Origin of the sequence: Porphyromonas sp. COT-108 OH1349, assembly GCF_000768755.1 — a bacterium.
GTDB classification, from domain to species: Bacteria; Bacteroidota; Bacteroidia; order Bacteroidales; family Porphyromonadaceae; genus Porphyromonas_A; species Porphyromonas_A canoris.
Window position 1 is genome coordinate 69,950 of the sequence record NZ_JRAH01000034.1, and the last position, 26,573, is coordinate 96,522.

The following is a 26,573-nucleotide window of genomic DNA, read 5'->3' on the forward strand; positions in this document are numbered from 1 at the left end:
CCATTCTCTAATAGTTTAGAAATCATGGGAAAGATCTCAAAAAAACTCTACGCAATCTCCGACTATGTTGTCATTTTCATCGGGCTTTTAGTTTACTCTTTTGGTTGGACGGCATTCATCCTCTCGCATGACATCACATCCGGAGGTCTTGCGGGTATTGCAACGCTTATAGGGCGTACATTGGATATCGCTGTAGCTTGGCCATATAATATTATCAACGGTATTCTTATAGTAATAGCTCTTGTTGTTTTAGGATGGCAGTTTTCTCTAAAGACACTCTTTAGTGTTGTTGCATTGTTCTTTATAATCCCTCCTTTTGAAAGCTTTTTCAAAACACCGCTACTTGCCGATCAGCCTTTTATGGCAGTGGTTATAGGATCTATTCTTTGCGGTATCGGTTTGGGAATAGTGTTCACCGTAAATGGCTCTACCGGAGGTACAGACATTATAGCAGCAATCATCAATAAATATAAGCCAATGTCCATCGGAACCGGACTTATGATCATTGACGTATTTATTATTGGTGCTTCTTATTTTGTCTTCAGAAACCCCGACCTCTTAGTGTTCTCTGTTGTAGAAGTGATGTTGGTCAACTTTACTTTGGACTTCGTGCTGAATGGTTACAGACAGAGCATGCAGTTTTTCATTTTCTCCGAGAAGACCAAAGAGATTAGTGAAGCCATCATGGAGGAGACCGGACGCGGAGGAACATATCTTTATGGCGAAGGAGCTTATTCCGGTAACGAAGCAAGGGTTTTGATGGTTGTGGCAAGACGTAGCGAAAGTTCCACAATCTTTAGGATTGTAAAGGAGCGAGACCAGAAAGCGTTTATCACTCAAAGCCTTGTCAAGGGTGTTTACGGAGAGGGATTTGATCCGATCAAAACTTCTTCCAAGAAAAAAAAAATGGCATAAAGTCGTAGAAAACCTTATTTTCTGGGGATAATAACCTTATGGAGGCAATATTTGCAACGCATAATAACCACAAGCTTCATGAAGTGGCTCAGATGTTACCATCTTGGCTTCATCTCCACAGCTTGAATGACATCGGGCTTACTGAAGAGATCATCGAAGATGGTAACAGTCTGGAAGAAAATGCTCTTATCAAAGCCCGTTATGTCTTTTCAAAGAATCCTTCTGCTGATATGGCATTCGCGGACGATACCGGATTGGAAGTGGATGCTCTCAACGGGGCGCCTGGCATATATAGTGCGAGATATGCGGGAGAGCACTGCTCTTTCAAGGATAATGTAGACAAACTTCTCCGCGAACTTCAAGACTTTCAAGATCCGGAGCTGAGACGAGCCAGATTTCGCACCGTCATTGCGCTTATCTTGAACGGAGGAGAGGAGCACCTTTTCAGTGGAGTAGTAGAAGGTGTTATTACTGCCGATCCAAGAGGCATAGACGGCTTTGGTTATGATCCCATATTTATTCCGGATGGTTTCGGTGAGAGCTTTTCAGAGATGCCATTGGCATTGAAGAACAGCATCAGCCACAGAGGAAAGGCATTTCGCAATATGAAACAATTCTTAGAAACTCGTACAGAAGATGAGAAACGATAAGATCAAGATAGAATTTTGGGGAGATTTTAACTGCCCTTTCTGCTACATCGGAGATGTTGTTCTGAAGCGTACAATCGAAGCTATGGGATATATGGATAGGGTTGAAGTGGCTTATCGGGCTTGTCGTTTATATCCTCACTTTACTCCTGAAGAGCAGTATCATTTCCGTTCCCAACTTGATGAATCTGACGAAACATCAAAAGAACATATCGACAAGAAAATCGGAGTTCTAAAGCATTTGGCAGGCAAGTATGGCTTAAAGTATGGGATGGATGATGCTATTGTCTCCAATACGTCCGAAGCTCTTGCTTTGCTTCTGTGGGTATCGAGTCGTTTCAGCGGAGACATTCAGACTCTTTTTGCCTTGAAAGAGGCTCTTGGCAGAGCATTCTTTTCGGAAGGTAAAGTATTATCCGATAGGGTAGTGCTTCTTTCTGCAGCTGAAGAAGCCGGGCTGGATAGAGTCGAAGCGAAGCAGATTTTGGACAACGGTGTCTATCTTGAGACCTTGGAGAGAGACCAAAAAGAGTCTGAGACCAAATGCCCTCGTTTCATACCGACCATATACATTGGAGATACAAGATTGGAAGGTGTGCTGAAAGCCGAACAGATCGAAAGGGCGCTATTAGAACAATAGCCTATTGACGACATTACTTATAAGAGACGGAAATGGATGATTCTATTTCCGTCTCTTTCTTATTGTGCATATTTAGGGGGATGCCTTGTCGTTTGAATAGGGACGAAAAGGGGATTTCACCTTTGTATTGTATCTCCCTTGTCTTTAGAGATGATAAATTTGGCAGACAGATTCGACAAAGGAATCAAGAAAGATGCTTAGCATTTAGGCTTGGCATTGTAGAGGTACATCTTGCATGCCTTGCAGTCGGTGCGGATTCGCATTCGGACGGTCCCATCGGTGCTTTCGAGGTAGAGAGGTTCGGAGAGAGTGGAGGAGGGAGATTGGCGGATAGGACATTTACCAAGACTGTACTTGATGCAGTGTCGTGTCTCCATGAGAGGAGCTTCGGGGGCTGGTGAACTCTCGAATGCTTCAGCCTCTACGGCTACGTGGTGGTCGGAGTAGAATGTTTTGGCTTGGGCATTAAAGACATTGGCACGGAAGTCCACTTTCTCTTCGGGATAAGCTAAGAGCGTCTCCCGCTTTATCGTGCGGTGTGGTTTCTTGTAAGATCTTTTTATTTCCCGAAGAAGATGTTGGGAGAGATCATTTTTGAGATTTTGGAGTAGAGAACGAGGTACAAATATACCTTTAAGACCGTCTGTGTCAATGTCTGACGGAGTAAAGATGGTTTCGCCCCATCTTGAAAGGATATCTATCTGACCTGCAGAGTCATCACGCTTTGCCGGTTCCGGTTTGAATGGTATGCTGTCCCTTACTCTCTTCTCTCCACAGATAGCCTCTATGGAAAGTTCACCATCTTGAGCAGTGGCGCAGATGGATATGGGGAGCTTTCTTTCCGCCGTCTTCTGTTGCAACTCTTTCTGATAGCGGACATCGAGACTGCGGTAAATCTCCATTCCGAGAGAGAGTTTTTTCAGATCGGACGGTGTGGATGGAAATATCTTAAAGCCTTCCACTTTATTTGCCCGTATTCCGGAGGTGCCTCCATCGGGGAGAAAGAATGTGAGTCCGTCTCCATTGTTCAGAGCAGTAGTACCGGTGATGGAGAACCATTGCGGTGTAATCTTCTCTACTTTGCCGATGAGCGCCCCGATAGACTTAGGCGTTGCAAAAGATGATAGCTCGTCTTCTCCTCGCCCTCTTGCCATATAGGTGGTGAATCTTCTGTTGAACGACTTTGAAAGATCCGGAGTAAAGAAGCGCGTAACCTCCCCCTCCGAACTCCTGCACAGATCCTCCCTACAAGAGATAATCCGCTCCAACTCCTGGTGATAGTACGCAGTTACACTCTTGAGATAGGTGAGATCTTTCAGTCTGCCCTCTATCTTGAATGACGAGATACCTGCATCTATCATCTGTTCCAGCAGAGAACTTCTGTTGAGGTCTTTGATGGAGAGAAGATGACGGTTGGACACAATCGTGCGTCCATTGGCATCTATCAGATTGAATGGCATCCGGCACACTTGCGAACACTCTCCTCTGTTTGCACTTCTCCCATGAAAGGCTTGAGCGGCATAGCATACTCCGCTGTAAGAGACGCACAAAGCTCCGTGGACGAATGCTTCGAGGCGAACATCGGGAGCGGTCTTTGCGATTGTGGCAATATCGGAAAGATTCAGTTCACGAGGTATCACGATCTGCTCCATGCCGAGATCTGCATAAAATCTCACTTTCTCAGGCGTGCGCAGATCCATCTGTGTGCTCGCATGGAGCGGAATGGGCGGAAGGTCCAAAGCCAGCAATCCGACATCCTGAATAATGATGGCATCGACGTCCGACTCGTATAACTTCCGGATGAGATCCACGGCGAGGGGCAGCTCTTTATCCGTCAGAATCGTATTGAGAGCGACATACACTTTCGCTCCATACAGGTGTGCAAAAGCTGCAAGTTCTGCAATATCCTCTATGCTATTGCCTGCCGATGCTCTAGCTCCAAACGCCGGAGCTCCTATGTAAACGGCATCCGCACCATGCAGTATCGCTTCCTGTCCGTAGGTTTTATTCTTTGCAGGAGCAAGAAGTTCAATGCTTCGCACCGTGATCGAGCTTGTGTCCGTATGCAAGGTCTCCGGCATCACCAAGTCCCGGCACGATATAAGAGTGGCTGTTGATGGTGTCGTCAAGAGCCGCAACCCATACACTCACCTCTTCCGGCAGATGTTCTTCCAGATATTTCAGTGCCGGCTTGCTCGCTATAACGGATGCGATGTGTACGCTTTTCGGCTTGCCAAAACGCTGGAGAGCCTCATAAGCAATCTCCATAGAGCTTCCGGTGGCAAGCATCGGGTCTATGATGACGAGTGTTTTATCCGTAAGATCGGGAGTGGTAAGGTAACCCATGTGGATGTCGAAATGCTCTTCATCAATGTATTTTCTGTATGCCGATACAAAAGCATTCTCGGCTCTGTCGAAATAGTTCAAGAATCCGTGGTGCATCGGAAGCCCTGCACGAAGGATGGTAGCAAGTACCACTTTATCCTCTTCCAGTTCGGTAGGAGCGATGCCCAGCGGTGTCTGTATATCTTTTACCTTGTAGTCCAACGTCTTGCTTATCTCATACGCCATGATCTCACCTATCCGCTCTATGTTGCGACGGAATCTCATCGAGTCGTTTTGTATGTTCACATTTCGGAGTTCAGCCACAAAGCGGTGTAGCAGCGAGTTCTCTTCTGCCAGATTAAAAGTTTTCATCTTATATATATGTATTCTGTTTTTATGACTCTTTTAGGAAGCAATCTTTTGTCGGAAGAGTAGAGGTTGTCATTGATAATTGCGTCTGAACAGCTCGTACTTCTCTACAACGTTTGTCACATAGTTTGCTGTCTCACGTCCTCTAAGGTATCCGTTCTTGCAGACAGGGTCGTTGTAGTATTCCGGGTTCGACTTCAAAAGGATATATTTCCTCACTCCACTATCCCAAGAGTGTTTATCTTCATTGTATTTTTCTGCCAACCTTTGGGCATCGACCACGTGTCCGTGTCCTGCATTATACGCTGCCAGAACGATTTTGACGCGCTCTGCCGGATCTTCTATATTTCGAAATATTTTGTCTAAAGCCAGAAGCAGAGAGACGGCAATGCGTACCGAAACATGAGGATCCGTAAGTTCGCCAACGGATGCACCATAGGCTCTTCCTGTTCTTGGCATAATTCCCATAAGACCGGTAGCACCCGACCATGCTTTTACTTCCGGACGGAATCTGGACTCATGGAATGCTATCGCAGCAAGATACTGCCAATCCCAACCGAGTCTTTTCGCTTCTTCCTTAAATATATCATCAAAAGGGGAGAGGTTGCCCGGCTTTGTGATGTATGTTGTACCGGTTTTGCTCTCATCCTCTGCCAGCCATCTGTTTTCCTCGAAATATCTGTAAACCATTTGTCGCTCTTTGGAGACGAACTCATGTTCCGTTACGAAAAGATTGATACTGTCTTGGAGAGCTTTATTGCCCTTGGCTGTGTACCACGATGTTGGGATTGGAAAGCTGAGACGAGTAGAGGTATTCAACCCTCGTATATAGGTTTTGTTGAGACCGGCAGTGCGTTCGTCCGTTGCCGTGAAGCGTATGGAGTCTTTGGCGACGAGCATCATCAGCTCCTCTATCTGTATGGAGTCTCCCTGTACAGGCACTATCTCTACTCCTCCACCTATCTCTCTGTTCATGTTGTGCAGACGAAGCTCTTCGGGTGTGTGCGGTAGGATGTGTATGGTTTCTCCTGCAAGCTCATACGGTTGCTTGATAAGGCTGTCTGTCTGCTTTTGTACCAGAACGATGCTATAACTCTCTTTCTCTCCGCAAAAGTCCACACGTTCTCTCGCTTTTGCCGTCATACCGTAAGGAGCAATGGACAGATCTATCTCTTCTCTCTCTATCCAAGTGAAAAGGGAGTCTGAAGAGGGAGCAAGATGCAGCTCTATGTTCAGATCGTGCTTGGTGGCAAAGGCTACGATTTTCTCATATTCCGGTCCCAACTCTTCTCCTTTGTAGAGAAAGTAAACCAGCGGAGACGATATGGCTCCAACCCTTATGGTATCGGAACTTTTGATCTCATCCCAAGAGCGATAGAGTGGAGGCTCTTCTTTGGAAAGGTTACAGGATTGAATGAATGGCAATAGAGACAGAGCTGCAAAAAAAAAGAGCTTCTTCCCACAATATTCCAGACTTGTGGCAAGTGCTCTCAGCTGATCCGAAACGTCTCTATACTGGTTCTTCCGAAATATATTCATCCGATTCGTTTTTGCTCCATTGGTACAAAGGTAGTAATGTTTTTTGAGTTATGTCTTATTGTACTTCTCTTTTCTTAAAGTTTGACCCCATTTTTGGGGAGGTTGTTTTTATATATTCCATCCCCAAAAATGTTCACTTTTTTCGGTCTCTCTATTTTGATCGGAGGGGGCGTTTTCAGAGCACGACCGAACTGTTAAATTTGGGCTGTTTTATTAACACAAATTCCGATACTCGTTAAGCAAAAACGCTAAACGAGCATATTCTTTTGGCTTAACGTGTTTAATTTTTCAATGAACACGTTTACCGATTTCATTAAACACGTTTACCGGATTCNCTAAACGAGCATATTCTTTTGGCTTAACGTGTTTAATTTTTCAATGAACACGTTTACCGATTTCATTAAACACGTTTACCGGATTCGATTAACGTGTTTAGCCGAAAGTGTCAAAACCCTAAATATCAACTGATTACCTGTTTTCGCCCTAAAATGCTCCTAAAAAGGCAGATTTCTTTATTAGGAAACGTTTACAGGAATGGGTGTTAAAATTTACACCAATTAACGCGAAAACAGCCCATGAAATCGTCCAAGGAGAAAAAGATTCTCAAATTTGAGAAAATTTGTATGCTATTGTAGGTGAGTGTTTTGGTTGCTATTTAGAGAAAAATAGAGTTATAAGAGAGCCGGAGAGTGTCGAAACAGACGAGCCGGTAGGGGCTTCCGTTTTTATATAAAACATACCGCCTAAAGCCCCATTTTATTCCCCGAAAAGGATGAGAAAAAAGAGCTTCTGAAGGGTGGCGAAAAAGCTGTCAAGGAGATGTGATAACGTTAAATTCGGGTTCGGTTGTCCAGATTATAAATCTTTGTTTAACTTTGTGTCCATAATCGCGCACAGGACACGAGAAACCACTGAAAAACGTGTCTTGATGTGTGAAGGACGAAGAAGTATATAAGAAGCTAAGCTTCATTTTTAGCACATAGGTAGAAAAATATTATGAATGGAAAGACAGTGGTCACCGGTGTTATCGGTGCGGATGCCCATGCAGTAGGGAATAAGATTATTGCATTTGCTTTAGAGCAAGCGGGCTACAAGGTTGTTAACCTCGGTGTTATGGTCTCACAGGAAGAGTATATAGAAGCTGCCATAGAAACGGCAGCCGATGCTATTATCGTCTCTTCTCTTTATGGTCATGGTGAAATAGACTGTAATGGTCTTCGTGAAAAGTGTGATGAAGCCGGGTTAAAAGGTATTCCTCTCCTTGCCGGTGGCAATCTTGTGGTAGGTAAACAGGAGTTCGCAGACGTTAAAGAGCGTTTTGAGAAAATGGGCTTCAACTGTGTTTATCCTCCCGGAACTCCAATAGAAACTACAATAGCAGATCTTGATAAAATATTGGGAGTAACTCGTTAAAGTAATGAGGTACCTTACTGCGGACTTTGGAAGTACCTACACCAAACTTACCGCAATAGATGGTAATTCCCGTAAAATTGTAGGTACGGCTGCTGCATTTACAACAATTGAAACTCATATCGGAGATGGCTTTCGGGATGCGCTTCTTGCGCTTGAACAGAACATAGGAGAGCCATGGGTGTATGACGAATTGGTTTGTTGCAGTTCTGCCGCGGGTGGACTCAAGATGGTAGCTCTTGGTTTAGTGCCGGAGCTGACATCGAAAGCTGCACGCATGGCTGCTTCAAGCGCAGGAGCAAAGGTGGTTAAGACCTATGCTTACGAGATTTCAAAGGCAGAACAGCATGAGATAGCAACCATCGCTCCGGATCTGATCCTGCTCTGTGGCGGAACAGACGGAGGGAACAAGGAGGTTATACTCGCCAATGCTCGTCGTTTGATAGAGATTCCCGGAGACTTCTCTATTATAGTGGCAGGAAACAAGACAGCATCTTACGAACTGGAAGAGATTCTCTCTGCCGGGAATAAGTCGTTTATCATCACAGAAAATGTGATGCCGGAGTTCAACAGACTCAATATAGAGCCTGCAAAGCGTTGTATAATGGAGCTTTTTATTTCTAAGATCATAGAGGCTAAGGGGCTTACATCCATACAAGAGATGTCTCGCTTCAAGATCGTGCCTACGCCTTATGCTGTATTGAATGCCTGTAATCTATTGAGTTTGGGTACGAAACAGACGCCGGGAATAGGGGATTTGATGGCGATAGATCTCGGCGGAGCCACTACCGATGTTTACTCGATAGCAAAGGGAGAGCCTACAATGGAGAGCATCATGCTGAAAGGCATTCCCGAACCTTACAGCAAACGTTCCGTGGAGGGAGATTTGGGGATGAGATATAGCTTGATTCCGCTCTTGGAGCAAGCAGACTCCTACAAACTTGCTTTGGAAGCAGAAGTGGAGGAGACAGAGCTGGTGCATTGGGTAAAAAGCTGTACGGACACACCGGATACTCTTGCCTCAAACGAGAGAGAAGTACGGATGGAAGAGGCATTGGCAAGAGCTGCCGTGAGGATTGCCATGGAGCGTCATTGCGGAACACTTGCAAAGGTTTATACGCCTATGGGTGAGCTTTTTACGCTTAATGGTAAAGACCTTACTCAAGTCCCGTTTGTGCTGGGTATCGGAGGGGCTATCCTCAATAGTCCGAACCCTAAAGAGGTGCTGAAAGGAGCATTGTACGACCCGATGAGATACGAGAGTGCCAAGCCGAAAAAGCCTGCATTCCTTTTGGATAAGAGGTACATCATGGCTTCTATGGGGCTTCTGAGCAGTGCAGATCCCGAATTGGCTCTCGAACTGATGAAGAAAGAGGTAGTAACCTTATGATATAATAGAAGACCTTATTCCTGTACGACTGCTTAGAGGAATGAGGTCTTTGTGCCTTGGTATGGTAGGCATATTGGGAAGTAGATAAGAAGATTAAACTAAAGAATAGAATCCATTTTTAGACTATGGAAGTAAAGAATGTAAGAATTCCCGAAGACGTGTTCATGAAAGAACGCGAAGAGGTCTTGAAACAATGGCCTACGGGAGCAGGTGTAAACTTTGATGAAGCTGTGGAGTATCAGAAGCGCATCGCGCCTGAAAAGCGTTTCGACTCAAAGCTGCAACAGGCAGAGAAAGAGGGAGTAACTCTTATTCAACCTCGTGCCGGTGTGGCTCTTTACGATGAACACATCAAGCTGCTTCAGTTTTTGGAAACAGAGGGAGAAGCGGATCTTCTGCCTTCAACGGTAGACAGCTATACCCGTCTCAACAGATACAAAGAGGCAGAGAATGGTATAGAGAAGAGTAAGGAGACCGGACGCTCTATGCTTAATGGTTTCCCTATCGTAAACTATGGTGTGGATATTTGTAGGTCGGTAACTTCTGCGCTTAAAAATCCGGTTCAGGTGCGTCACGGAACTCCTGATGCACGCCTCTTGACGGAGATCTCTATCGCAGGAGGATTTACATCATACGAGGGTGGTGGTATCTCTTATAACATTCCGTATTCTAAAAACTACTCTTTGGAGAAGACCATTGCCTATTGGCAGTACACAGACCGTCTTTGCGGTATGTATGCGGAAGCCGGTATCAATATCAACCGTGAACCATTCGGTCCTCTTACAGGTACGTTGATCCCTCCGTGTATCTCCAACTCTGTTGCCGTGCTTGAAAGCTTACTTGCCGCAGAGCAGGGTGTTAAGGATATTACCGTAGGCTATGGTCAGTGCGGTAACCTCATCCAGGACGTGGCAGCAGTGAGATCTTTGAAGAAGATGACGGAAGAGTATCTTGAGAGATATGGCTATAAAGGATGTACGGTTACGACCGTATTCCACCAATGGATGGGCGGATTCCCTCAAGATGAAGCCAAAGCATTCGGTGTAATATCCTGGGGAGCAGCTGCGGCTGCATTGGCAAAAGCGACAAAGGTTATTGTGAAGACTCCGCACGAAGCTATGGGGGTACCTACCAAGGAGGCTAACGCGGCAGGTCTTAGAGCCACAAAACAGGTGATCTCCATGTTGAGAGACCAAGACTTCCGTGAAATCCCGGCAGTTTTGGCAGAGAGCGAAATCATAGAAGCAGAGATGAGATGTATCTTGGATAAGGTAGAGGAGCTTGGCAAGGGCGACTATGCCAAGGGTACCATTGCGGCATTTGAAGCAGGTGTACTGGATATTCCTTTTGCTCCATCGAAGTACAATGCCGGAAAGGTAATGCCTGCTCGCGACAACTTCGGTGCTGTGAGAATTTTGGAGTTGGGAAACATTCCATTCAGCGAAGAGCTTAAAGCGTTCCACAGAGCGAAACTCGAAGAGCGAGGAAGAGCAGAAGGCAGAACCGTGAGCTTCCAAATGGTGATAGATGATGTCTATGCCATCGGTAAAGGATTCCTTGTAGGTAGAAATACAAACTGAAAATAGAAAGAGTATGCAGGCTAAAGGTCTGCATACTTTCTATTACAACCTAATACTAAACATAAACTCGTTAAAAACTACATACGCGATGAAGATTAAGAAAGTAGTATGTGCAGCCGGAAAGACCGGTTTCTACTTTGATGACCAAAGAGCCATCAAAAAAGGTGCGGAAAGCGATGGTGCTTTCTATAAAGGTGAAACAGTTACGGAGGGTTTCTCTTCTGTTCGTCAGGCAGGTGAGGCTATTTCGGTACTGTTTATATTGGAAAACGGAGCCATTGCTCATGGAGACTGTGCGGCTGTGCAGTATTCGGGAGCAGGGGGTAGAGATCCTCTGTTTTTGGCAGAGAACTTCATTCCTGTTATCGAAAAGGAGATAGCCCCGATGTACGAAGGAAAAGAGATCACCACATTCCGTGAGATGGCAGACTTGGTAGATAAATTTGTCTGTCCGAAAACGGGAAAACAATACCACACGGCTATTCGCTACGGCGTTACTCAAGCTTGCTTGGATGCCGTTGCCAAGAGCAAAGGAAAGCTTATGGCTCAAGTCATAGCGGAAGAGTACGGCACAAAGGTTTCGGATAAGATGATCCCGATCTTCACTCAGAGTGGAGACAACCGTTATGAAAACGCAGATAAGATGATCATGAAAGGTGCAGAGGTGCTTCCTCATGCTCTGTTCAACCACGTTGAACAAAAGGTCGGTCTCAAGGGCGAGAAGATGAAAGCGTATGTGGAATGGTTGAGAAACCGCATTCTCGAATACAGAACATCGGACTCTTACAATCCTATTCTGCACATTGACGTATATGGTACGCTCGGTATCGTATTCAATAATGACTTTGAAAAGATCGCGGACTACGTTATGGAGCTGGAAGAGATAGCCAAGCCGTTCAAGCTGCGTGTAGAAGGTCCGGTGGATGTCGAGGAGAAGTGGGCACAGATAGATGCTTTGGCAGCTATTCGCAAGCACATGGATGCCAAAGGCTCTACCGCCGAAATCGTGGCAGACGAATGGTGCAATACTTTTGAAGATATTGTAGACTTCTCGAAAGCCAAAGCCGGACACATGGCACAGATTAAGACTCCTGACCTCGGCGGTATCAACAACTCGATAGAAGCCGTTCTCTACTGTAAAGAGCATGGAATGGGGGCTTACTTGGGAGGAACATGCAACGAGACAAGCCGTTCTGCCGAGATCTGCGCCAACATTGCCATGGCTACACGGCCGGCTCAAACTCTTGCCAAGCCCGGTATGGGAGTGGACGAGGGCTACATGATAGTCTTCAACGAGATGAGCAGAATACTTTCACTAAAGGATAAACTCTAATTACAACACATTATATTATGGAAGAGATAAGAGTACTCTCTCCTACGGCTATTTTGGGATACGGCTTTCCGGAAGAGTCTTTCTTGGAGGGCATGAAGCGTAATCCCGATGTTATAGCCGTGGATGCCGGAAGTACGGATCCGGGTCCGTATTACTTGGGAGCCGGCAAGTCTTTTACGGACAGAAACTCCGTCAAGCGAGATCTTGAATACATGATCCCTGCGGGGGTGGAAAGAAATATCCCTGTGATCATTGGTTCTGCCGGTGGTGCGGGTGGTCATCCTCATGTGGAGTTTGTGCTTGATATTGTCAGAGAGATTGCGAAGGAGAAGCAGCTCTCTTTCAAGATGGCGGTCATCGAGTCCGAGTTTAAGAAGGATTTTATTCTTTCGGAGCTTCGCAAGGGCAACATCACACCTCTGAAGCCGGCGAAGGAGCTTACCGAGAAGGATGTCGAGGAGAGCGTTCGCATAGTGGCACAGATGGGAGAAGAGCCTATCATCGAGGCATTGAAGAACGGAGCGAATGTGATAGTGGCGGGGCGTGCGTACGATCCGAGTGTTTTCTCTGCGCTGGCCATCAGCCGGGGTTATGAGAAAGGCTTGGCGATCCACATGGGAAAGATTTTGGAGTGCGCAGCCATTGCGGCACTTCCGGGCAGCGGTTCGGACTGTATGTTCGGCTATCTCCGCAGGGATCACTTCGAGCTGGAGACGCTCTCTCCGCTTCGCAAGTGTACCACTCTTTCGGTGGCGGCTCATACGCTGTACGAGAAGAGCAACCCTTACATCCTGCCGGGTCCGGGCGGAGCCATCAATCTGCACGAGACCAAGTTCGAGCAGGTGGAAGAGAACCGCGTCCGGGTATCGGGCAGCAGGTTCGAGCCTACGGAGGAGTATTTCGTCAAGCTCGAAGGCGTGCGCAAGGTCGGATACCGGACCATCTCCTGCGCGGCGGTAAAGGATCCCATCCTCATCTCGAAGATAGACGAGGTGAAAGAGAAGGTCAAGGAGCGTGTGGTGAACAACTTCGATGCTTACGGCATTCGCGATTTCTTCCTGGATTTCAAGGTCTACGGCAAGAACGGTACGATGGCTATCTTCGAGGATAGGGCGGACGAGTATCAGCCTCGCGAACTTCTCATCATCATCGAAGCCGTGGCGGCGACTCAGGAGCAGGCGGATACGATCTGCGGTTTTGCGAGAAGCACGATGCTGCACTACGGTTACGAGGGACGCATCTCCACGGCGGGGAATCTTGCTTTCCCGTTCTCGCCTTCGGACTGTCATGTGGGCGAGGTGTTCGAGTTCAATGTGTATCACCTGCTGAAAGTGGCGGATGCAACGTCTCTTTTCCCTGCGAGGTACGAAGTGTTTAACCAAGGAATAAGCAAATAAATCATGGCAAGATATACTTTGAGAGAGCTTGCTTCCGTTATCAGGAGCAAGAACTCCGGACCTTACGAGCTGACATTCGACGTGATTTTCAAGGACTTCGACGGCTATCACATGGTGAGAGACGCCGGCATTTTCACCAAAGAGATGTTTGCGCGGCTGTACAACATTTCGGAGGACGACATCATGAATATCGTTCATTTCGATCCTGCCAAGGCGATCAAGGTAACCATCGTTCGTCCCATTCCGTCCGGAGCATTGGGCGAGACCGATGTGTACGGCGCACAACAGCATGCCCCTCTCGTAACTTTCGGGTTCGAGATCTGAGGAAACGGTGCCGCATTTGTCGGATAAAAAGACAGAGACAGACGGCAGACGGATTAGTGGCGGAATCGGTTCCGGTCATTTACGGAGCCGGTTCCGCTCATTGATGGAAAATTGCCTCTTTTCGGAAGGAGCAAAATTTCTGCACGCACGCAAATTTATTTCTTCATGCACGTAAATTTACTTCTGCACGTACGGAAAATTTTCTCCGCACGCACGCAAATTTATTTCTGCACGCACGGAAAATTTTCTCCGCACGCACGGAAAATTTTCTCTGCACGCACGGAAAATTTTCTCTGCACGCACGGAAAATTTTCTCTGCACGTACGGAAAATTTTTTTTGCACGTACGAAAAATTTTTTTTGTACGTACGAAAATTTTTTTTTGTACGTACGAAAATTTTTTTTGTACGTACGAAATTTTCACCCCTTCCGAAGGAAATTTGTTTTTCGCTATAAACAGCTGATTATCATGCTTCTAAAAAGACTTTTGGAAATGCCGTCGGAAGACGCTCCGAAAGCAACAAAAAGATCACTCTACACATACCCCCGATAACGCCAATGAACCCCCTGAATCTGTACAGAGAATACTCGGTTTCGTCCCAGTATTTTGCCCCGCGAGGGAGAGAGCGACTGATGTTCCTCGGAGAGCAGATCGCACAAAAACATTTGAGTTATAGAGATCGGCTCGTGGGCATTGTCGGAGATGCCGGTTCGGGAAAATCGTCCCTGATCAAAGGGATGTTTCCGGGCTTGGAGCTCTCCAACGATGACGATGTCATCAATCCGAGAAAGATCCTCCAGGTGAGGGACACATTCGACATGGCGGAGCGAGAAAGCTCCACCTACCATCTGGATATGCGGTTTCAGCTCGGATTCACACAGATGTACGAGATCGTGGACTTTGTCAAGAACATGCTCGAAAAAGGGCGCAGGCTGGTCATAGAACACTTCAACCTGCTCCAACCCGCCCTCGGACGCAACGCCGACATCATCGTGGGGATCGGGGAGGAGATTATCGTTACTCATCCCACCATCTTCGGACCGCAGGCAGACCGCATCTACGACATGGTGCACAGCTCGCTGAGGTATCGCAAGATGGCACACTCGGCAGAGGAGCTGACGCTGCTTTCCCTCATGGACGAGTGGGGGATAGGGATGGAAAGCCTCACCGTGAGCGATATACGGAACGGTTTTGTGCTCTGCTCCGAGTCGCCGCTGCCAATCAATTTCGACCGCCTGGCAGAGCTGATCCGGGAGAAGATAGACCAAAATCTCACCATCTCCTACAAGGACGAAAACCATATCATGGTCGCAGACAGAGAAGTGCCCTGCACCGGTCCGCGACTGCACGTACCGAGAACATCCGAAATCAAGAACTTTTATCTGGTCCGCCACTGGGTACACGACCCCAAGCAGAAGGTCTACTGTATGGTCGGGCTGCTCGACGTCCAAACTGATAAGGATCTCGAAAACCAGAATACCAACTACTTTCTAACCCGAAAAGAATAACACTCTACCCCTCTCATGAAAACAATTCATACCTCTCAGGTAACAGACCTCGTCGAACGCCTCTGCATGGATGCCAACTATAAGCTCGCCCCCGACATCGAGAACGCAATGAAGAGATACAAAACACAGGAAAAATCTCCTCTCGGACGAGAGATACTGGGCACGATCCTCGAAAATGCCCGCATCGCTCGTACCGAAGAAGTGCCGATGTGTCAGGACACCGGCATGACCGTCGTCTATCTTACCATCGGACAGGAGGTGCACATCGAAGGAGGCAGCCTCAAAGACGCAGTGAACGAGGGCGTCAGAAGAGGATACCGGAACGGATACCTGAGAAAATCCGTGGTGAAAGATCCGTTCGACCGAACCAACACCGGAGACAATACCCCCGCAGTCATACATTATAATATAGTAGAAGGAGAAGAGCTCCACATCCTCGTGGCACCAAAAGGCTTCGGCAGCGAAAACAAAAGCCGGCTAATAATGCTTACCCCTTCGCAGGGCGTGCAAGGCGTAAAAGACTTCGTGATCAAAGTGGTCAGGGACGCAGGCCCCAACCCCTGCCCTCCGATAGTGGTAGGAGTAGGTGTCGGCGGAACGATGGAGCGTTGCGCCTGTCTCTCCAAGCTCGCTCTGATGAGATCGGTGGGCTCTCACAGCGACAACGAGTTTGTGGCAAGTCTGGAAAAAGAGCTACTGGAAGAAATAAACCGACTGGGCATAGGCCCCGCCGGATTCGGAGGCTCCACAACGGCTCTGGCTGTGAACATCCTGACCGAAGCCACCCACATAGCAGGGCTTCCCGTCGCAGTCAATATCGGCTGCCACGCCACAAGACATGCAGAGGGATCCTTATAGATAAACACTTACACTTATCGTTTATCTTTTGAAAGAGCAGCCGTCTTTGCAATGTGCTGCTCTTTCTTTTTCTTCCGGAAGGCAAGCCTCCCGCTTCCCGATCTCATGATTTTCCGAATCTTTAAGCATCGCGCAGACTCTCCAACGCAAACGTCAAAATCTACGACCGGGCACAAAAAAAGTGATGGGAGACTCTCGTCTGCCATCACCCACACTAATCTAATCTTTAAAGTTCTTACCCAAATTATTTCTTTGTCGTTTCCTTCGGGTGTTGTTCGCCTTTAGATTTCCTTGCAAAGTAACGCTTCGTGTAGACGTTCTCCGCATGTATGATCTGAAATGCCTTTGTATTTGATAGCTTGGAACGAAGAGACGTAATCAACTCTTGAGTAATCTCTGCTTGAATCTTCATATTCTCTACGGTTTTGTCTAAGGCTTCTCCATATTCGACTTCGGATATGACAACATCTTCTCTCGCTGTATGCTTGATCAGTCTGTTCATCTCCATCCATAGCTTTTGCTTCTTTGCATCATACTTCTGAAGCTCCTGTTCCACGAAAGTCCGCTCTGCAACGGTCAGCTTTGCCTTTTCCGTAATATACGCATTCCGCCCTTCGGTAAACTCTCGCATTCTTTGAGATCGCTTTTCGACTTTATCATGGTTTTGACCGCTTATCGTACCAACGCACGCTACTGCGACAAAGATAAATAATAAAATCTTTTGAATAGCAATGTTTACGCTATTTTTTGTATGTAAATACATGGCTTTTTATTTTTATATGTTATTCGGATATGTATGAGACCATATAAGCTTCGGCTGCCTGATCCTCCAAGTAGGAGGTGTAAGTAGCATCATCCCACTCAATCGAGTATCCTTCATCGGTTTTGTAATCCACTACCGCCGTAATATTAGCATTCTCCATAGAAGTGCCTCTCGGAGTCGGTAGAATCACTTTTATGAGAAGAGCCAAGCCAATAAACATCGCAGCCAAATAGATGTATGGCTGCAGCCTGGACCAAACGGAGAGCTTTATCTCCTCCTTTTGAGCCTTTTCTGTCTGCTCTCTTTCTTTGAAAGTAGAGACCAAATCCTTTTCCAAGTTCTTGAAATAGTTTTCAGGAGTTCGGAATCCCAAAGGTCTCTTTTTTATTTCATCTATCTCATTCATAATAATGTCGTGTCTGTATTGTATGACCTACCTATATCCCTTAGATAGGGTTTAGGGATAAAGGTTTAATCCGATTCTATCTCAATGTGTTGTTTTACTTTCTTTTGTGCATGGTGAAAGTCCGCTTTAAGAGCTCCGACCGATGTATCCGTCAGTTGAGAAATCTCATTATAGGAGAGCTCATCAAAGTAGCGGTATTGAAAAACCAGCTTTTGCTTTTCCGGGAGAGTAGCTATTGCTGCATGAAGAAGAGCTTCCGCATTGTCTCCGTCAAAGTATGGATCGTTCATAAGTATCTCAGCCAGATCATACTCCGATGTGGATAGCGGAACTTTTCGTTCATATTTTTCAGATCTGAGATGAGATAGAGCTTCATTTGTTGCTATCGTATGCATCCACGTGTAGAGCCTGGAATTGCCCTTGAATAAAGCAATATTCTTCCAGATCTTATACAGCGACTCCTGCAGAACATCGTTGGCATCTTCATGGAAGAGCACGATGCGACGGATCACCGCGTACAGTCTGGGGCTATATCTTTTTAAAAGAACAGAGAAAGCCTGTTCTTTGGTCTCTTCTTGTTGAAGCAGTCGCAGAAGCTCCTCTTCCGATATGCGAGATAAGTCTTTACTCGAAAGCATTTGTTCTTGTTTTGAGTTCAGGATAGGAGATGCGAGAATGGAACATGGTTTTGAGTTTCTCAAAGAATACTTCCTTAATGATCTCTACATCTTTGAATGTCAAAGGGCTGTTCTTCAGAAGTCCTTCTTCTATTGTTCCATCAATGATTTTGTTGATGTGAGCCATCATACTATCTTCGGTAAAGTCTTTAAGACTCCTTGATGAGGCTTCCACAACATCGGCAAGCATAAGTATTGCCATCTCTTTGGTGTACGGATTGGGACCGGGATAGGTGAATATACTTTCATCTATGATCGCATCAGGATTGGCATTTTTGTATGAGTAATAGAAGTATTTTACCTTACTCAATCCGTGGTGTGTGCGGATAAAGTCTATTACCTGCTTGGGAAGTCTTGCTTTTTCTGCCAGTTCTATACCATCGGTGATATGCTTAATGATGATCTTTGCACTCTCATCAAATGGGAGTTTGTCATGCGGATTGTTGTTTCCCTGATTCTCCGTGAAGTATCCGGGATTTTTCATCTTCCCAATGTCATGATACAAAGCTCCGGTACGGATCAACTGAACATCTGCTCCGAGACGTGCAGCCGCAGAAGTAGCTAATATGGATACCTGCAAAGAGTGTTGAAATGTTCCCGGAGCCATTTCCGATAATTGACGAAGCATAGGAGTATTGACATCCGAAAGCTCTATCAAAGATATGTTGGAAACATAGCCGAAAACCCGTTCTAACACATATACCATCACATAGGTAAACATTAGGAAGACAAAGCTTATGAGGAAATATACGATGATTCTCCATGAGATATTTTGCAGATCGCCTTCTTGAAACATGGTCAGACTGACATAGGTAACAATGCAGGTGAGCAATACATAGAATGAGCTTCGGATAAGGTCCGAGCGTTGGGATAAACGTACAAGAGTCAGTATTGACATGGCTCCGGACAGGAATTGTATAATAATGAACTCTAAGGCATAAGGAGCTATAAGAGAGCAGGTAAGTACATTTATGATATGTGCATAGAGTGCCGTGCGAGAGTCGAAGAAGGTTCGCACAAGAATGGGAAGGGTAGCATAGGCCAGTATGTAGATATTAAAGATCTCATGTGAAACGGCTATCTCCGTAAGAATGACGAATAGCAATATAATGGAGAGAAAGAAAAACGAGTTCTTTATATCTGAAATGATTTTTGGTCGGAAAGAGACCAAGTAACCCCAAAATGAGAGGAGGATAATGAGGTTCAGTATAAAGTGTCCCAACAAAATAAGAATAGAGCTGGAGCCGGTGGAGGACTGACTCTCATAAATCCTTTTCAGCGAACTCAGCTGCATATATATATCGGGAGTGATAACGTCTCCAGTTCCCACAATACGTTCTCCGGCTTGTACACGCCCCTGTTCTGCTACGATATCTTCAAGCTTGGCTTGCTCTACTTTATCCGTTACTTCTGCATTAAAGACCAGATTTGAGCGGAGATATTTGTTTATTCCAATGGTACGCAGACCTTCACTTGAGACAGATGCAGGAGCATCTTTCAACACCTTTTCATACGCTTGTTTCAGAGTATAGACATCGTCCAAAGTTCGCTTTTTGGCTATGTTATCCTCCGTAATGATGTTAAAACTCTTCTCCTTCAACTGGTAGAGGTCATCGTATAAACTTTGACTTAATATTCCTTGCTTGTAGATGATCTCAAGTTCATGAACAAGATAGTTGATGTATTCGTTTCCAAGAGTCTTGTGATGTTCTCTGTTATAGTCGGCAATAAGTTCGTTCTTTACGGATTTATATACCTGCTCTTCCAATGTATAGTAGAGCATAACAGATCGAAGAACACTATCTTTTTCGTATTGTATCTGTGCGGATGTTTTTATTACAGGGAAGTCGAAGGGAGCAGTAAGCAACTCATACTTCCAAGGTCTTCCCTCTGTGAATTGGTATTTGAACTTTGTTCTTCGAGGATAAAACATAACGATGATGGCAGCTGTAAGGATAAACAGTGCCAAAGATCGGTATTGAACTATTCTGTTTCGTGTCATGAAGTTTCAGAAGTATTTATTACTACCATAAAAGACTCACTCCTCTCCAGTCTTAATTGAGAAATTAAGAGTAGGGAGGAGTGACGTCTTATAAATCGGCTTAAGAGCCAATATCTATAATAGGACCTATTTCTTTCTTTGTTTTGCAGCTTTTAAGGTATTCTGCATAAGAGAGCATATTGTCATCGGACCTACTCCTCCCGGTACCGGAGTAATATAAGAGGCTTTTGGGGCAACCTCATCAAACTTGACATCTCCGGATAGTCTGAAACCGCTTTTTTTGCTGCTGTCCGGGACTCTTGTAGTACCGACATCTATAACAATGACTCCATCTTTTACCATGTCACCTTTGATGTATTCCGGAATACCTACTGCCGCAATAAGGATATCTGCTTGTCTGGTGATCTCTGCGATATTGGGGGTTCTACTGTGACATATGGTAACAGTGGCATCTCCTTGTTCTCCTTTGTATAGTAGTAAGTTAGCCATCGGTTTCCCTACGATATTGCTGCGACCTACAACCACACAATGCTTCCCTCTGGTAGAGATATTGTAGTACTTCAGAAGAGAAATGATACCAAGAGGAGTGGCTGAGACAAATGTCTCTAAACCTATACTCATCTTTCCCACGTTTTCAGGATGAAATCCATCCACGTCCTTTCTTGGATCTACCGCTTCTATTACTTTTTGTTCATCTATATGTTTAGGAAGAGGCATCTGAACGATAAAGCCATCAAGCTCATCATCTTCATTCAGAGACTGTATCGCTTTTAAGAGCTCTTCCTCGGTGATGTCTTCTTCATATCTGATTAAGGAGGATTTGAATCCTACCTCCTCACAGGTCTTCATCTTAGAGGCCACATAGGTCTCACTGCCACCATCATGTCCCACTAGTATGGCAGCCAAGCGTGGTGCTCTTTCTCCTTGGGTAACGAAGGCTTCAACCTCTTTTCTTATTTCATCTTTGAAGTGAGTCGATGCTTCTTTGCCGCTCAGAATTTGGTATTTGTTTGTATCAAGATTGGTACTTTCCATTGTTTGTTTTGTAGTCAATAGTTGGTGTTGATAATTTCAAAAAGTTTGTCCTCAAGCCTAACGTTTGGAGCGTAAACCTCCTGCTAATTTCGCTAGTTGTCCGGCTCCTGAATTGGTCATCATGTGCATGACTTTACGAGTTTGCTCAAACTGTTTCAAAAGATTATTTATCTCTTGTATAGAGCGACCCGAGCCCGCAGCAATACGTTTCCGTCTTGATCCATTGATGATATTGGGATTGGACCTCTCTTCAGGAGTCATAGAATATATAATGGATTCCACTCCTTTGAAAGCATCATCGTCAATATCCAGATCCTTGATAGCCTTACCCATACCTGGAATCATGCCAATCAAGTCTTTTAGATTTCCCATCTTTTTAATTTGGGCAATCTGTTCGAGGAAATCATTAAAGTCAAACTGGTTCTTCGCTAGCTTTTTATGAAGCTTTTTTGCCTGCTCTTCGTCAAACTGTTCCTGAGCACGCTCAACCAAAGAGATAACGTCTCCCATGCCCAAGATACGGTCTGCCATACGGCTTGGGTGGAACACATCTATGGCTTCAGGCTTTTCTCCCGTACCGATAAATTTGATGGGCTTAGTAACAACGCTTCGAATGGATATCGCAGCTCCACCTCGAGTATCACCATCGAGTTTTGTGAGCACAACGCCGTTGAAGTCAAGTCTGTCGTTAAACTCTTTTGCAGTATTAACGGCATCTTGTCCTGTCATTGCATCTACAACGAAGAGAATTTCATCCGGACGAATCGCCTCTTTAATGGATGCTATCTCATTCATCATAACCTCGTCTACAGCCAATCGTCCTGCTGTGTCTATGATGACGATATCACAGCCTTCTTCCTTAGCCTTTTGTATAGCATTCTTCGCAATAGCGATAGGATTTTTGTTCTCCTTTTCACTATAAACAGGGATATTCAGTTGTTCACCCAATACATGAAGTTGTTCTATCGCAGCAGGTCTGTAAACGTCACATGCCGCAAGCAGAGGTTTCTTGTGCTGCTTGACCTTCAGATAGTTACCCAACTTCCCGGTAAATGTTGTCTTACCGGAACCCTGCAAGCCGGACATCAATATCACAGAAGGATTTCCACTTAGGTTTATATCCTCAGCAGATCCCCCCATAAGCTCTGCCAACTCATCATGGACAATCTTTACCATGAGCTGACCGGGCTTGATAGAGGTTAGCACATTTTGTCCAAGGGCTTTCTCCTTTACTTTATTGGTAAAGTCTTTCGCAACCTTAAAGTTAACGTCTGCTTCTAAAAGAGCTCGTCTCACGTCTTTCAACGTTTCGGCTACATTGAGTTCCGTTATTTTGCCTTCCCCTTTAAGTATTTTGAACGACCTTTCGAGTCTATCTGAAAGATTATTAAACATCTTGCTGTATAGTTATTTGCGTATTTGTATTATCTGCTGAAGTTTTATGCTCACAAAATTAGCGAAAACTTTCGTATCCTCCGCCACGTTTTTGCAGGTATAGAGTTGGTTTTACGATAGTAGCGCTCCAATTTTTTACGGAATATCGGATTCTCTTTTACTTCTTGTGGAGGAGTCTCTGCATACAGAGGGTAAGGAACAAGAGTGCTACCATATAGGGAGTCTTGTCCGCAATGAGTTCCGGAACCATCAAAACCAATATTGTTCACAAGAGATCTCCCTGCTGTAAGTGATAGTTTATTTTGTAAAAACAGAGAGGCATTCCAGCGTATGGCCCAAGAGTTATTTTCTCCCGCTACCTGTCTTTTTAGCATTCGAGTATAGGGATAGGAATTATTAAAGTCGAACCTCCTTTTAAGACCACGTTTCTTAATCTCATGAAGAAGTTTTTCCCCATTCCACTCGGCATATTTCTTCCAAGCTCTTTGCCAAGTTCCCCATCCCCAAGACCCCACAAAGCACAGGAAGTCTCCGTTGGGATTGCCGCCTTTCGTTTGGAAATAGTTGCATCCATAGATATGAGCTACTTCTTCTACGGAAGAATACCTATCCAAAGCATCGTTCATCCATCTTAAAAAGTAGGGAGACAATATTAAGTCATCTTCCAACACTATGACAGCTGTATATGATTGAAGCGTCTGTGTAACTCCAGCGATGATACTCTTTGCCAATCCAATGTTTTCGGATTGTTTATATATGGTTTTACTCTTAAATCCGTCAATATTCTCTACTATATTCCAAATCTCTTCTACTTTGGTCTTGTCCTGTTCGTTTTTTGCACCATCACAAAAGATGATAAGGTCGGTATATGGTGCTTCTGCTTGGGCAAGTAAAGAGCTGATAACCTGTTTGGTGTGTTCCGGTCTGTTATAGACAAAAAGTAAAACAGGAGCAAGAAAGCTTTTCTCGTTTGGTAGAGTCCTGCAAATAGAATCAATATTTATGGCAGGCCTTTCTTTCCAAAGAGCTATTTCATGTCGTTTTTTCCATAGATTATTAACCTCTGTAAGAGAAAGTCCATGTTTTCTTAAAAGGGCTTTTATAAATAAATTTATTGGTCCTTTTCTTAGAGACTTGAAAGAAGAGTCGCCGGGATTCATCCACTCTGTGAGATGATAAGTGCATTCCAACGTTCGTCTTTTTTCCATTGGTATATCCTCTTGTTGAGGTCGGAGATGATAGCCTTTGGCAGAAGAAAGATAGCCGATTTTTAGTCCGGCATATCTCACTCTGTTGCAATAATCTTTGTCCTCCCCATACATAAAAAATAGGGGAGAGAATCCTCCTACTTTCACAAGAGTTTGATACGGCATATACCAAAGAGCAGCATTGATAAAGGGAACTTCTATTATCTCACTTTCAGAAGGAGTGTTCGAGCAATGACGAATATAGTTGGAGAAGCCTCTATCCAAGTTCTTTTCGTCTGCATAGTGCATTGGCGAGATGATACCCCAAGTAGAGTCTTTTTCTCCTGCTTCAATGAGTTTTCTTGCTTCGGATGGTGCGATACAGGCATCCTGATTGATTAGTAAAACTCCTTTGTAGCCGTGAGCTATGGCATACTCTATACCTCGGTTGTTTGCCATTCCAAATCCGATATTGATTTTAGAGAATACGCGCTTTTGTATGTTTGGAGTCTTTTGCAGCCACACAGGAGTATCATCCGTACTTGCGTTATCTATTATAAATAGATCTATATCCGGTTGATCAAGGAGGGTATTGAACGACAAATCGTGCCACATACTTGCGTTATGTAACACGATTATCGCCAAAACTTTATTTTTATTTTCGTCGGAAAAGTCCATGTCAGACCAGAGCATTTTTACCCGCTCGCTTTCGATCATTTTCGGATAAAAGTATTTTTCTTAGACGCATACTTTTCGGAGTGATCTCCACATACTCGTCTGCTTTGATGTATTCAAGAGCATCTTCCAGGCTGAACACTATCGGTGGAGCAAGCGAGACTTTTTCATCACTTCCTGAAGCTCGCATATTGGTCAGCTTTTTTGTCTTACAAACATTCACTACAAGGTCTCCCTCCTTGGTGTGTTCTCCAACTACTTGGCCTTCATATATCTCTTCTTGTGGAGAGATAAAGAAGTTTCCTCTACTCTGAAGATTGTTAAGAGCATAAGCAAAAGCCGTTCCACTTTCAAGGGCAATAATTGAGCCATTATTACGTCTTTCAATCGGTCCTCTCCAAGGCTCAAAAGAGACAAAGCGATGTGCCATAATAGCCTCTCCTCCTGATGCTGTAAGAACACTGTTGTTGAGTCCGATGATTCCTCTTGATGGGATGGAGAACTGCAAGAATATCCTGTCGTTTTTGTTCTCCATCGAAAGCATCTCTCCCTTTCGTTTTGTTACTATATCTATGATTTTGCTGGCATGCTCTTCCGGGAGATTGATCGTAAGTTCTTCTATGGGTTCACATTTTTCTCCATCTATCTCTTTGATGATAACTTGAGGCTGTCCTACCTGAAGCTCGTATCCCTCTCTGCGCATTGTTTCTATAAGGACAGATAGGTGCAATACACCTCTACCATAAACAAGCCAAGAGTCTGCGCTTTCCGTTGGCTCTACTCTTAGTGCCAGGTTTTTGTCCAACTCTTTCATGAGTCGGTCATGTATGTGCCGAGAGGTAACGTATTTACCCTCCTTCCCGAAGAAGGGAGAGGTGTTTATTGTAAATAGCATACTCATTGTAGGCTCATCAATGGCGATAGTAGGTAAGGGTTCCGGTTCAATAAAATCGGCAATAGTATCTCCAATCTCAAATCCTGTGATACCAATTACGGCACATATATCTCCGCTGGAAACTTCTTCCACTTTTTTTCGTCCAAGACCTTCAAATACGTTAAGTTCCTTTATTTTGCTTTTTACCATGCTGCCATCTCTCTTGCACAGCGTTATGTCTTGTCCTTCCTTGAGAGAGCCTCGGTGTACACGTCCTATGGCTATTCGACCTACATACTTGGAGTAGTCCAAAGAGGTAATAAGCATTTGAGTTGTCCCATCCAGTTGCACCGGTTCAGGAATATGCTCTATGATAGCTTCTAGAAGAGGCTCAATGGAAGCAGTTGGTTGTCTCCAATCATAAGACATCCAGCCTTCTTTCGCAGAACCGAATAGTGTCGTAAAGTCAAGCTGTTCTTCCGAAGCATTCAGTGAAAACATAAGATCGAATACCATATCTTGTACTTCATCCGGTCTGCAGTTGAGTTTGTCCACTTTATTTACCACGACTATTGGAACCAGCCCCATGTCTATCGCTTTTGAAAGCACAAATCGAGTCTGAGGCATAGGACCTTCAAAAGCATCAACCAACAGCAAACAACCATCTGCCATGTTGAGTACACGTTCCACTTCACCTCCAAAGTCCGCGTGCCCCGGAGTGTCTATGATATTTATTTTGTAGCCTTTGTAAGAGATAGAGACATTTTTGGATAATATGGTGATGCCTCTTTCTCGTTCCAAGTCATTATTATCCAACAGCTGATCCAGCTCTTTATTCTCTTCTCTAAATAGATTGCCCGCAAGAAGTAAACGATCCACCAAGGAAGTTTTACCATGGTCGACGTGGGCAATTATTGCGATATTTCTTATTTTTTGCATCTTCTGCCTATTAAATTATGGGAGGCTCCTTTCAGTGTTTAATAAGATACAAAATTACGACTAAATGGTGAGTTGTGAAAATCTAAGAAGAGCAGAAGCACATTATAAATGTATTTGGCTAAAGAGAATAATTACTCTCATCAGAGTATTTATCCGTGATATTTTCTTGTTACAAAGCGAGAATTGTTGTTAGATTCTTTCTTTGAGACGACTTGAACACAACCTCCCCAAAAAGATATGAGGAGCCGGTTTAGGATTGAATATTTTTGTGTACACCGATATAAATTTGTAAGTTTGCGCTGTTGTAAACACATAAGATGAGAGGTTTTAAGATAGAATTATTCATGTCTTGGGATCTGTGCTGATATAGACGCAACTATTGTAA

General features: G+C 44.8%; 22 protein-coding genes. 11 read left to right on the forward strand and 11 right to left on the reverse strand.

Features of this window, described 5'->3' with window-relative positions; genetic code table 11:
* Positions 1–24: 24 nt before the first annotated feature.
* The 3 genes from JT26_RS08145 to JT26_RS08155 are packed head-to-tail and all read left to right on the forward strand — an operon-like array spanning position 25 to position 2,202.
* Positions 25–915, forward strand: coding sequence for a YitT family protein (locus tag JT26_RS08145; protein ID WP_036788739.1), 891 nt, complete (start codon positions 25–27; stop codon positions 913–915).
* A gap of 38 nt (positions 916–953) precedes the next feature.
* On the forward strand, positions 954–1,565 hold the full coding sequence (rdgB, locus tag JT26_RS08150; protein ID WP_036848704.1) for an RdgB/HAM1 family non-canonical purine NTP pyrophosphatase: 612 nt from the start codon (positions 954–956) through the stop codon (positions 1,563–1,565).
* Positions 1,552–2,202, forward strand: coding sequence for a DsbA family protein (locus JT26_RS08155; RefSeq protein ID WP_036848707.1), 651 nt, complete (start codon positions 1,552–1,554; stop codon positions 2,200–2,202). The genes rdgB and JT26_RS08155 overlap by 14 nt, the downstream gene beginning before the upstream one ends.
* A gap of 197 nt (positions 2,203–2,399) precedes the next feature.
* Here JT26_RS08155 and JT26_RS08160 read toward each other — a convergent pair whose 3' ends face one another.
* The 3 genes from JT26_RS08160 to JT26_RS08170 all read right to left on the reverse strand — a co-directional run bounded on the left by JT26_RS08160 (position 2,400) and on the right by JT26_RS08170 (position 6,435).
* Positions 2,400–4,244, reverse strand: a complete 1,845-nt coding sequence (locus tag JT26_RS08160) for a U32 family peptidase (protein ID WP_160217648.1) — start codon at positions 4,242–4,244, stop codon at positions 2,400–2,402.
* A complete protein-coding gene (upp, locus tag JT26_RS08165; RefSeq protein ID WP_036788748.1) occupies positions 4,231–4,899 on the reverse strand; it encodes a uracil phosphoribosyltransferase in 669 nt (222 codons plus the stop codon). The genes JT26_RS08160 and upp overlap by 14 nt, the downstream gene beginning before the upstream one ends.
* Positions 4,900–4,968: 69 nt before the next feature.
* Complete coding sequence (locus JT26_RS08170) at positions 4,969–6,435, reverse strand: transglycosylase SLT domain-containing protein (protein ID WP_052110474.1); 1,467 nt, start codon at positions 6,433–6,435, stop codon at positions 4,969–4,971.
* Between the two features lie 996 nt (positions 6,436–7,431).
* Between JT26_RS08170 and glmS the strand changes: the two genes are divergently transcribed.
* The 8 genes from glmS (at position 7,432) to JT26_RS08210 (ending at position 16,235) form a co-directional block, all read left to right on the forward strand.
* Complete coding sequence (gene glmS / locus JT26_RS08175) at positions 7,432–7,848, forward strand: methylaspartate mutase subunit S (protein WP_036788752.1); 417 nt, start codon at positions 7,432–7,434, stop codon at positions 7,846–7,848.
* A gap of 4 nt (positions 7,849–7,852) precedes the next feature.
* Positions 7,853–9,235, forward strand: a complete 1,383-nt coding sequence (gene glmL / locus JT26_RS08180; protein WP_036848711.1) for a methylaspartate mutase accessory protein GlmL — start codon at positions 7,853–7,855, stop codon at positions 9,233–9,235.
* Positions 9,236–9,360: 125 nt separating this feature from the next.
* Positions 9,361–10,815 (forward strand): methylaspartate mutase subunit E, encoded by a 1,455-nt coding sequence (locus JT26_RS08185; protein ID WP_036848714.1) that lies wholly within the window; start codon positions 9,361–9,363, stop codon positions 10,813–10,815.
* 88 nt (positions 10,816–10,903) lie between these two features.
* The gene (locus JT26_RS08190) at positions 10,904–12,148 is read left to right on the forward strand and encodes a methylaspartate ammonia-lyase (protein WP_036788755.1); all 1,245 of its coding nucleotides are present in this window, start codon (positions 10,904–10,906) and stop codon (positions 12,146–12,148) included.
* A 17-nt stretch (positions 12,149–12,165) separates the two neighbouring features.
* Entirely contained in the window at positions 12,166–13,545 is a 1,380-nt protein-coding gene (locus JT26_RS08195; protein WP_036848717.1) for an acyclic terpene utilization AtuA family protein, read from the forward strand.
* 3 nt (positions 13,546–13,548) lie between these two features.
* Positions 13,549–13,869 (forward strand): DUF4387 domain-containing protein, encoded by a 321-nt coding sequence (locus JT26_RS08200; protein WP_036788759.1) that lies wholly within the window; start codon positions 13,549–13,551, stop codon positions 13,867–13,869.
* Between the two features lie 557 nt (positions 13,870–14,426).
* Positions 14,427–15,377, forward strand: coding sequence for a hypothetical protein (locus JT26_RS08205; protein WP_036788761.1), 951 nt, complete (start codon positions 14,427–14,429; stop codon positions 15,375–15,377).
* Between the two features lie 15 nt (positions 15,378–15,392).
* Positions 15,393–16,235, forward strand: coding sequence for a fumarate hydratase (locus tag JT26_RS08210; protein WP_036848720.1), 843 nt, complete (start codon positions 15,393–15,395; stop codon positions 16,233–16,235).
* Positions 16,236–16,479: 244 nt separating this feature from the next.
* Here the strand turns inward: JT26_RS08210 and JT26_RS08215 are convergent, their stop codons facing one another.
* From JT26_RS08215 to typA, 8 genes are all read right to left on the reverse strand, one after another.
* Positions 16,480–16,998 carry a hypothetical protein gene (locus JT26_RS08215; protein ID WP_152565463.1) on the reverse strand — a complete coding sequence of 173 codons (519 nt, stop codon included), beginning with the start codon at positions 16,996–16,998 and terminating at the stop codon, positions 16,480–16,482.
* Positions 16,999–17,017: 19 nt separating this feature from the next.
* Positions 17,018–17,404 carry a hypothetical protein gene (locus JT26_RS10270; RefSeq protein WP_052110475.1) on the reverse strand — a complete coding sequence of 129 codons (387 nt, stop codon included), beginning with the start codon at positions 17,402–17,404 and terminating at the stop codon, positions 17,018–17,020.
* A gap of 65 nt (positions 17,405–17,469) precedes the next feature.
* The gene (locus JT26_RS08225) at positions 17,470–18,042 is read right to left on the reverse strand and encodes an RNA polymerase sigma factor (protein WP_036848726.1); all 573 of its coding nucleotides are present in this window, start codon (positions 18,040–18,042) and stop codon (positions 17,470–17,472) included.
* Complete coding sequence (locus tag JT26_RS08230; protein ID WP_036848729.1) at positions 18,029–20,083, reverse strand: HD family phosphohydrolase; 2,055 nt, start codon at positions 20,081–20,083, stop codon at positions 18,029–18,031. Before JT26_RS08230 ends, JT26_RS08225 begins: the two co-directional genes overlap by 14 nt.
* 126 nt (positions 20,084–20,209) lie before the next feature.
* On the reverse strand, positions 20,210–21,118 hold the full coding sequence (folD, locus tag JT26_RS08235; RefSeq protein WP_036848731.1) for a bifunctional methylenetetrahydrofolate dehydrogenase/methenyltetrahydrofolate cyclohydrolase FolD: 909 nt from the start codon (positions 21,116–21,118) through the stop codon (positions 20,210–20,212).
* A 57-nt stretch (positions 21,119–21,175) separates the two neighbouring features.
* Positions 21,176–22,513: a signal recognition particle protein gene (ffh, locus tag JT26_RS08240; RefSeq protein ID WP_036848734.1), complete on the reverse strand. Its 1,338-nt coding sequence runs from the start codon at positions 22,511–22,513 to the stop codon at positions 21,176–21,178.
* A gap of 50 nt (positions 22,514–22,563) precedes the next feature.
* Positions 22,564–24,393: a glycosyltransferase gene (locus tag JT26_RS10485; RefSeq protein WP_160217649.1), complete on the reverse strand. Its 1,830-nt coding sequence runs from the start codon at positions 24,391–24,393 to the stop codon at positions 22,564–22,566.
* Positions 24,380–26,188 (reverse strand): translational GTPase TypA, encoded by a 1,809-nt coding sequence (typA, locus tag JT26_RS08250; RefSeq protein ID WP_036848737.1) that lies wholly within the window; start codon positions 26,186–26,188, stop codon positions 24,380–24,382. The genes JT26_RS10485 and typA overlap by 14 nt, the downstream gene beginning before the upstream one ends.
* Positions 26,189–26,573 lie beyond the last annotated feature (385 nt).

Coding starts and splice junctions, on each gene's coding strand:
- JT26_RS08145 (WP_036788739.1), top strand. CDS start 25: ATGGGAAAGATCTCAAAAAAACTCTACGCAATCTCCGACTATGTTGTC.
- rdgB (WP_036848704.1), top strand. CDS start 954: ATGGAGGCAATATTTGCAACGCATAATAACCACAAGCTTCATGAAGTG.
- JT26_RS08155 (WP_036848707.1), top strand. CDS start 1,552: ATGAGAAACGATAAGATCAAGATAGAATTTTGGGGAGATTTTAACTGC.
- upp (WP_036788748.1), bottom strand. CDS start 4,899: ATGAAAACTTTTAATCTGGCAGAAGAGAACTCGCTGCTACACCGCTTT.
- JT26_RS08170 (WP_052110474.1), bottom strand. CDS start 6,435: ATGAATATATTTCGGAAGAACCAGTATAGAGACGTTTCGGATCAGCTG.
- glmS (WP_036788752.1), top strand. CDS start 7,432: ATGAATGGAAAGACAGTGGTCACCGGTGTTATCGGTGCGGATGCCCAT.
- glmL (WP_036848711.1), top strand. CDS start 7,853: ATGAGGTACCTTACTGCGGACTTTGGAAGTACCTACACCAAACTTACC.
- JT26_RS08185 (WP_036848714.1), top strand. CDS start 9,361: ATGGAAGTAAAGAATGTAAGAATTCCCGAAGACGTGTTCATGAAAGAA.
- JT26_RS08190 (WP_036788755.1), top strand. CDS start 10,904: ATGAAGATTAAGAAAGTAGTATGTGCAGCCGGAAAGACCGGTTTCTAC.
- JT26_RS08195 (WP_036848717.1), top strand. CDS start 12,166: ATGGAAGAGATAAGAGTACTCTCTCCTACGGCTATTTTGGGATACGGC.
- JT26_RS08200 (WP_036788759.1), top strand. CDS start 13,549: ATGGCAAGATATACTTTGAGAGAGCTTGCTTCCGTTATCAGGAGCAAG.
- JT26_RS08205 (WP_036788761.1), top strand. CDS start 14,427: ATGAACCCCCTGAATCTGTACAGAGAATACTCGGTTTCGTCCCAGTAT.
- JT26_RS08210 (WP_036848720.1), top strand. CDS start 15,393: ATGAAAACAATTCATACCTCTCAGGTAACAGACCTCGTCGAACGCCTC.
- JT26_RS08215 (WP_152565463.1), bottom strand. CDS start 16,998: ATGTATTTACATACAAAAAATAGCGTAAACATTGCTATTCAAAAGATT.
- JT26_RS10270 (WP_052110475.1), bottom strand. CDS start 17,404: ATGAATGAGATAGATGAAATAAAAAAGAGACCTTTGGGATTCCGAACT.
- JT26_RS08225 (WP_036848726.1), bottom strand. CDS start 18,042: ATGCTTTCGAGTAAAGACTTATCTCGCATATCGGAAGAGGAGCTTCTG.
- JT26_RS08230 (WP_036848729.1), bottom strand. CDS start 20,083: ATGACACGAAACAGAATAGTTCAATACCGATCTTTGGCACTGTTTATC.
- folD (WP_036848731.1), bottom strand. CDS start 21,118: ATGGAAAGTACCAATCTTGATACAAACAAATACCAAATTCTGAGCGGC.
- ffh (WP_036848734.1), bottom strand. CDS start 22,513: ATGTTTAATAATCTTTCAGATAGACTCGAAAGGTCGTTCAAAATACTT.
- JT26_RS10485 (WP_160217649.1), bottom strand. CDS start 24,393: ATGCTCTGGTCTGACATGGACTTTTCCGACGAAAATAAAAATAAAGTT.
- typA (WP_036848737.1), bottom strand. CDS start 26,188: ATGCAAAAAATAAGAAATATCGCAATAATTGCCCACGTCGACCATGGT.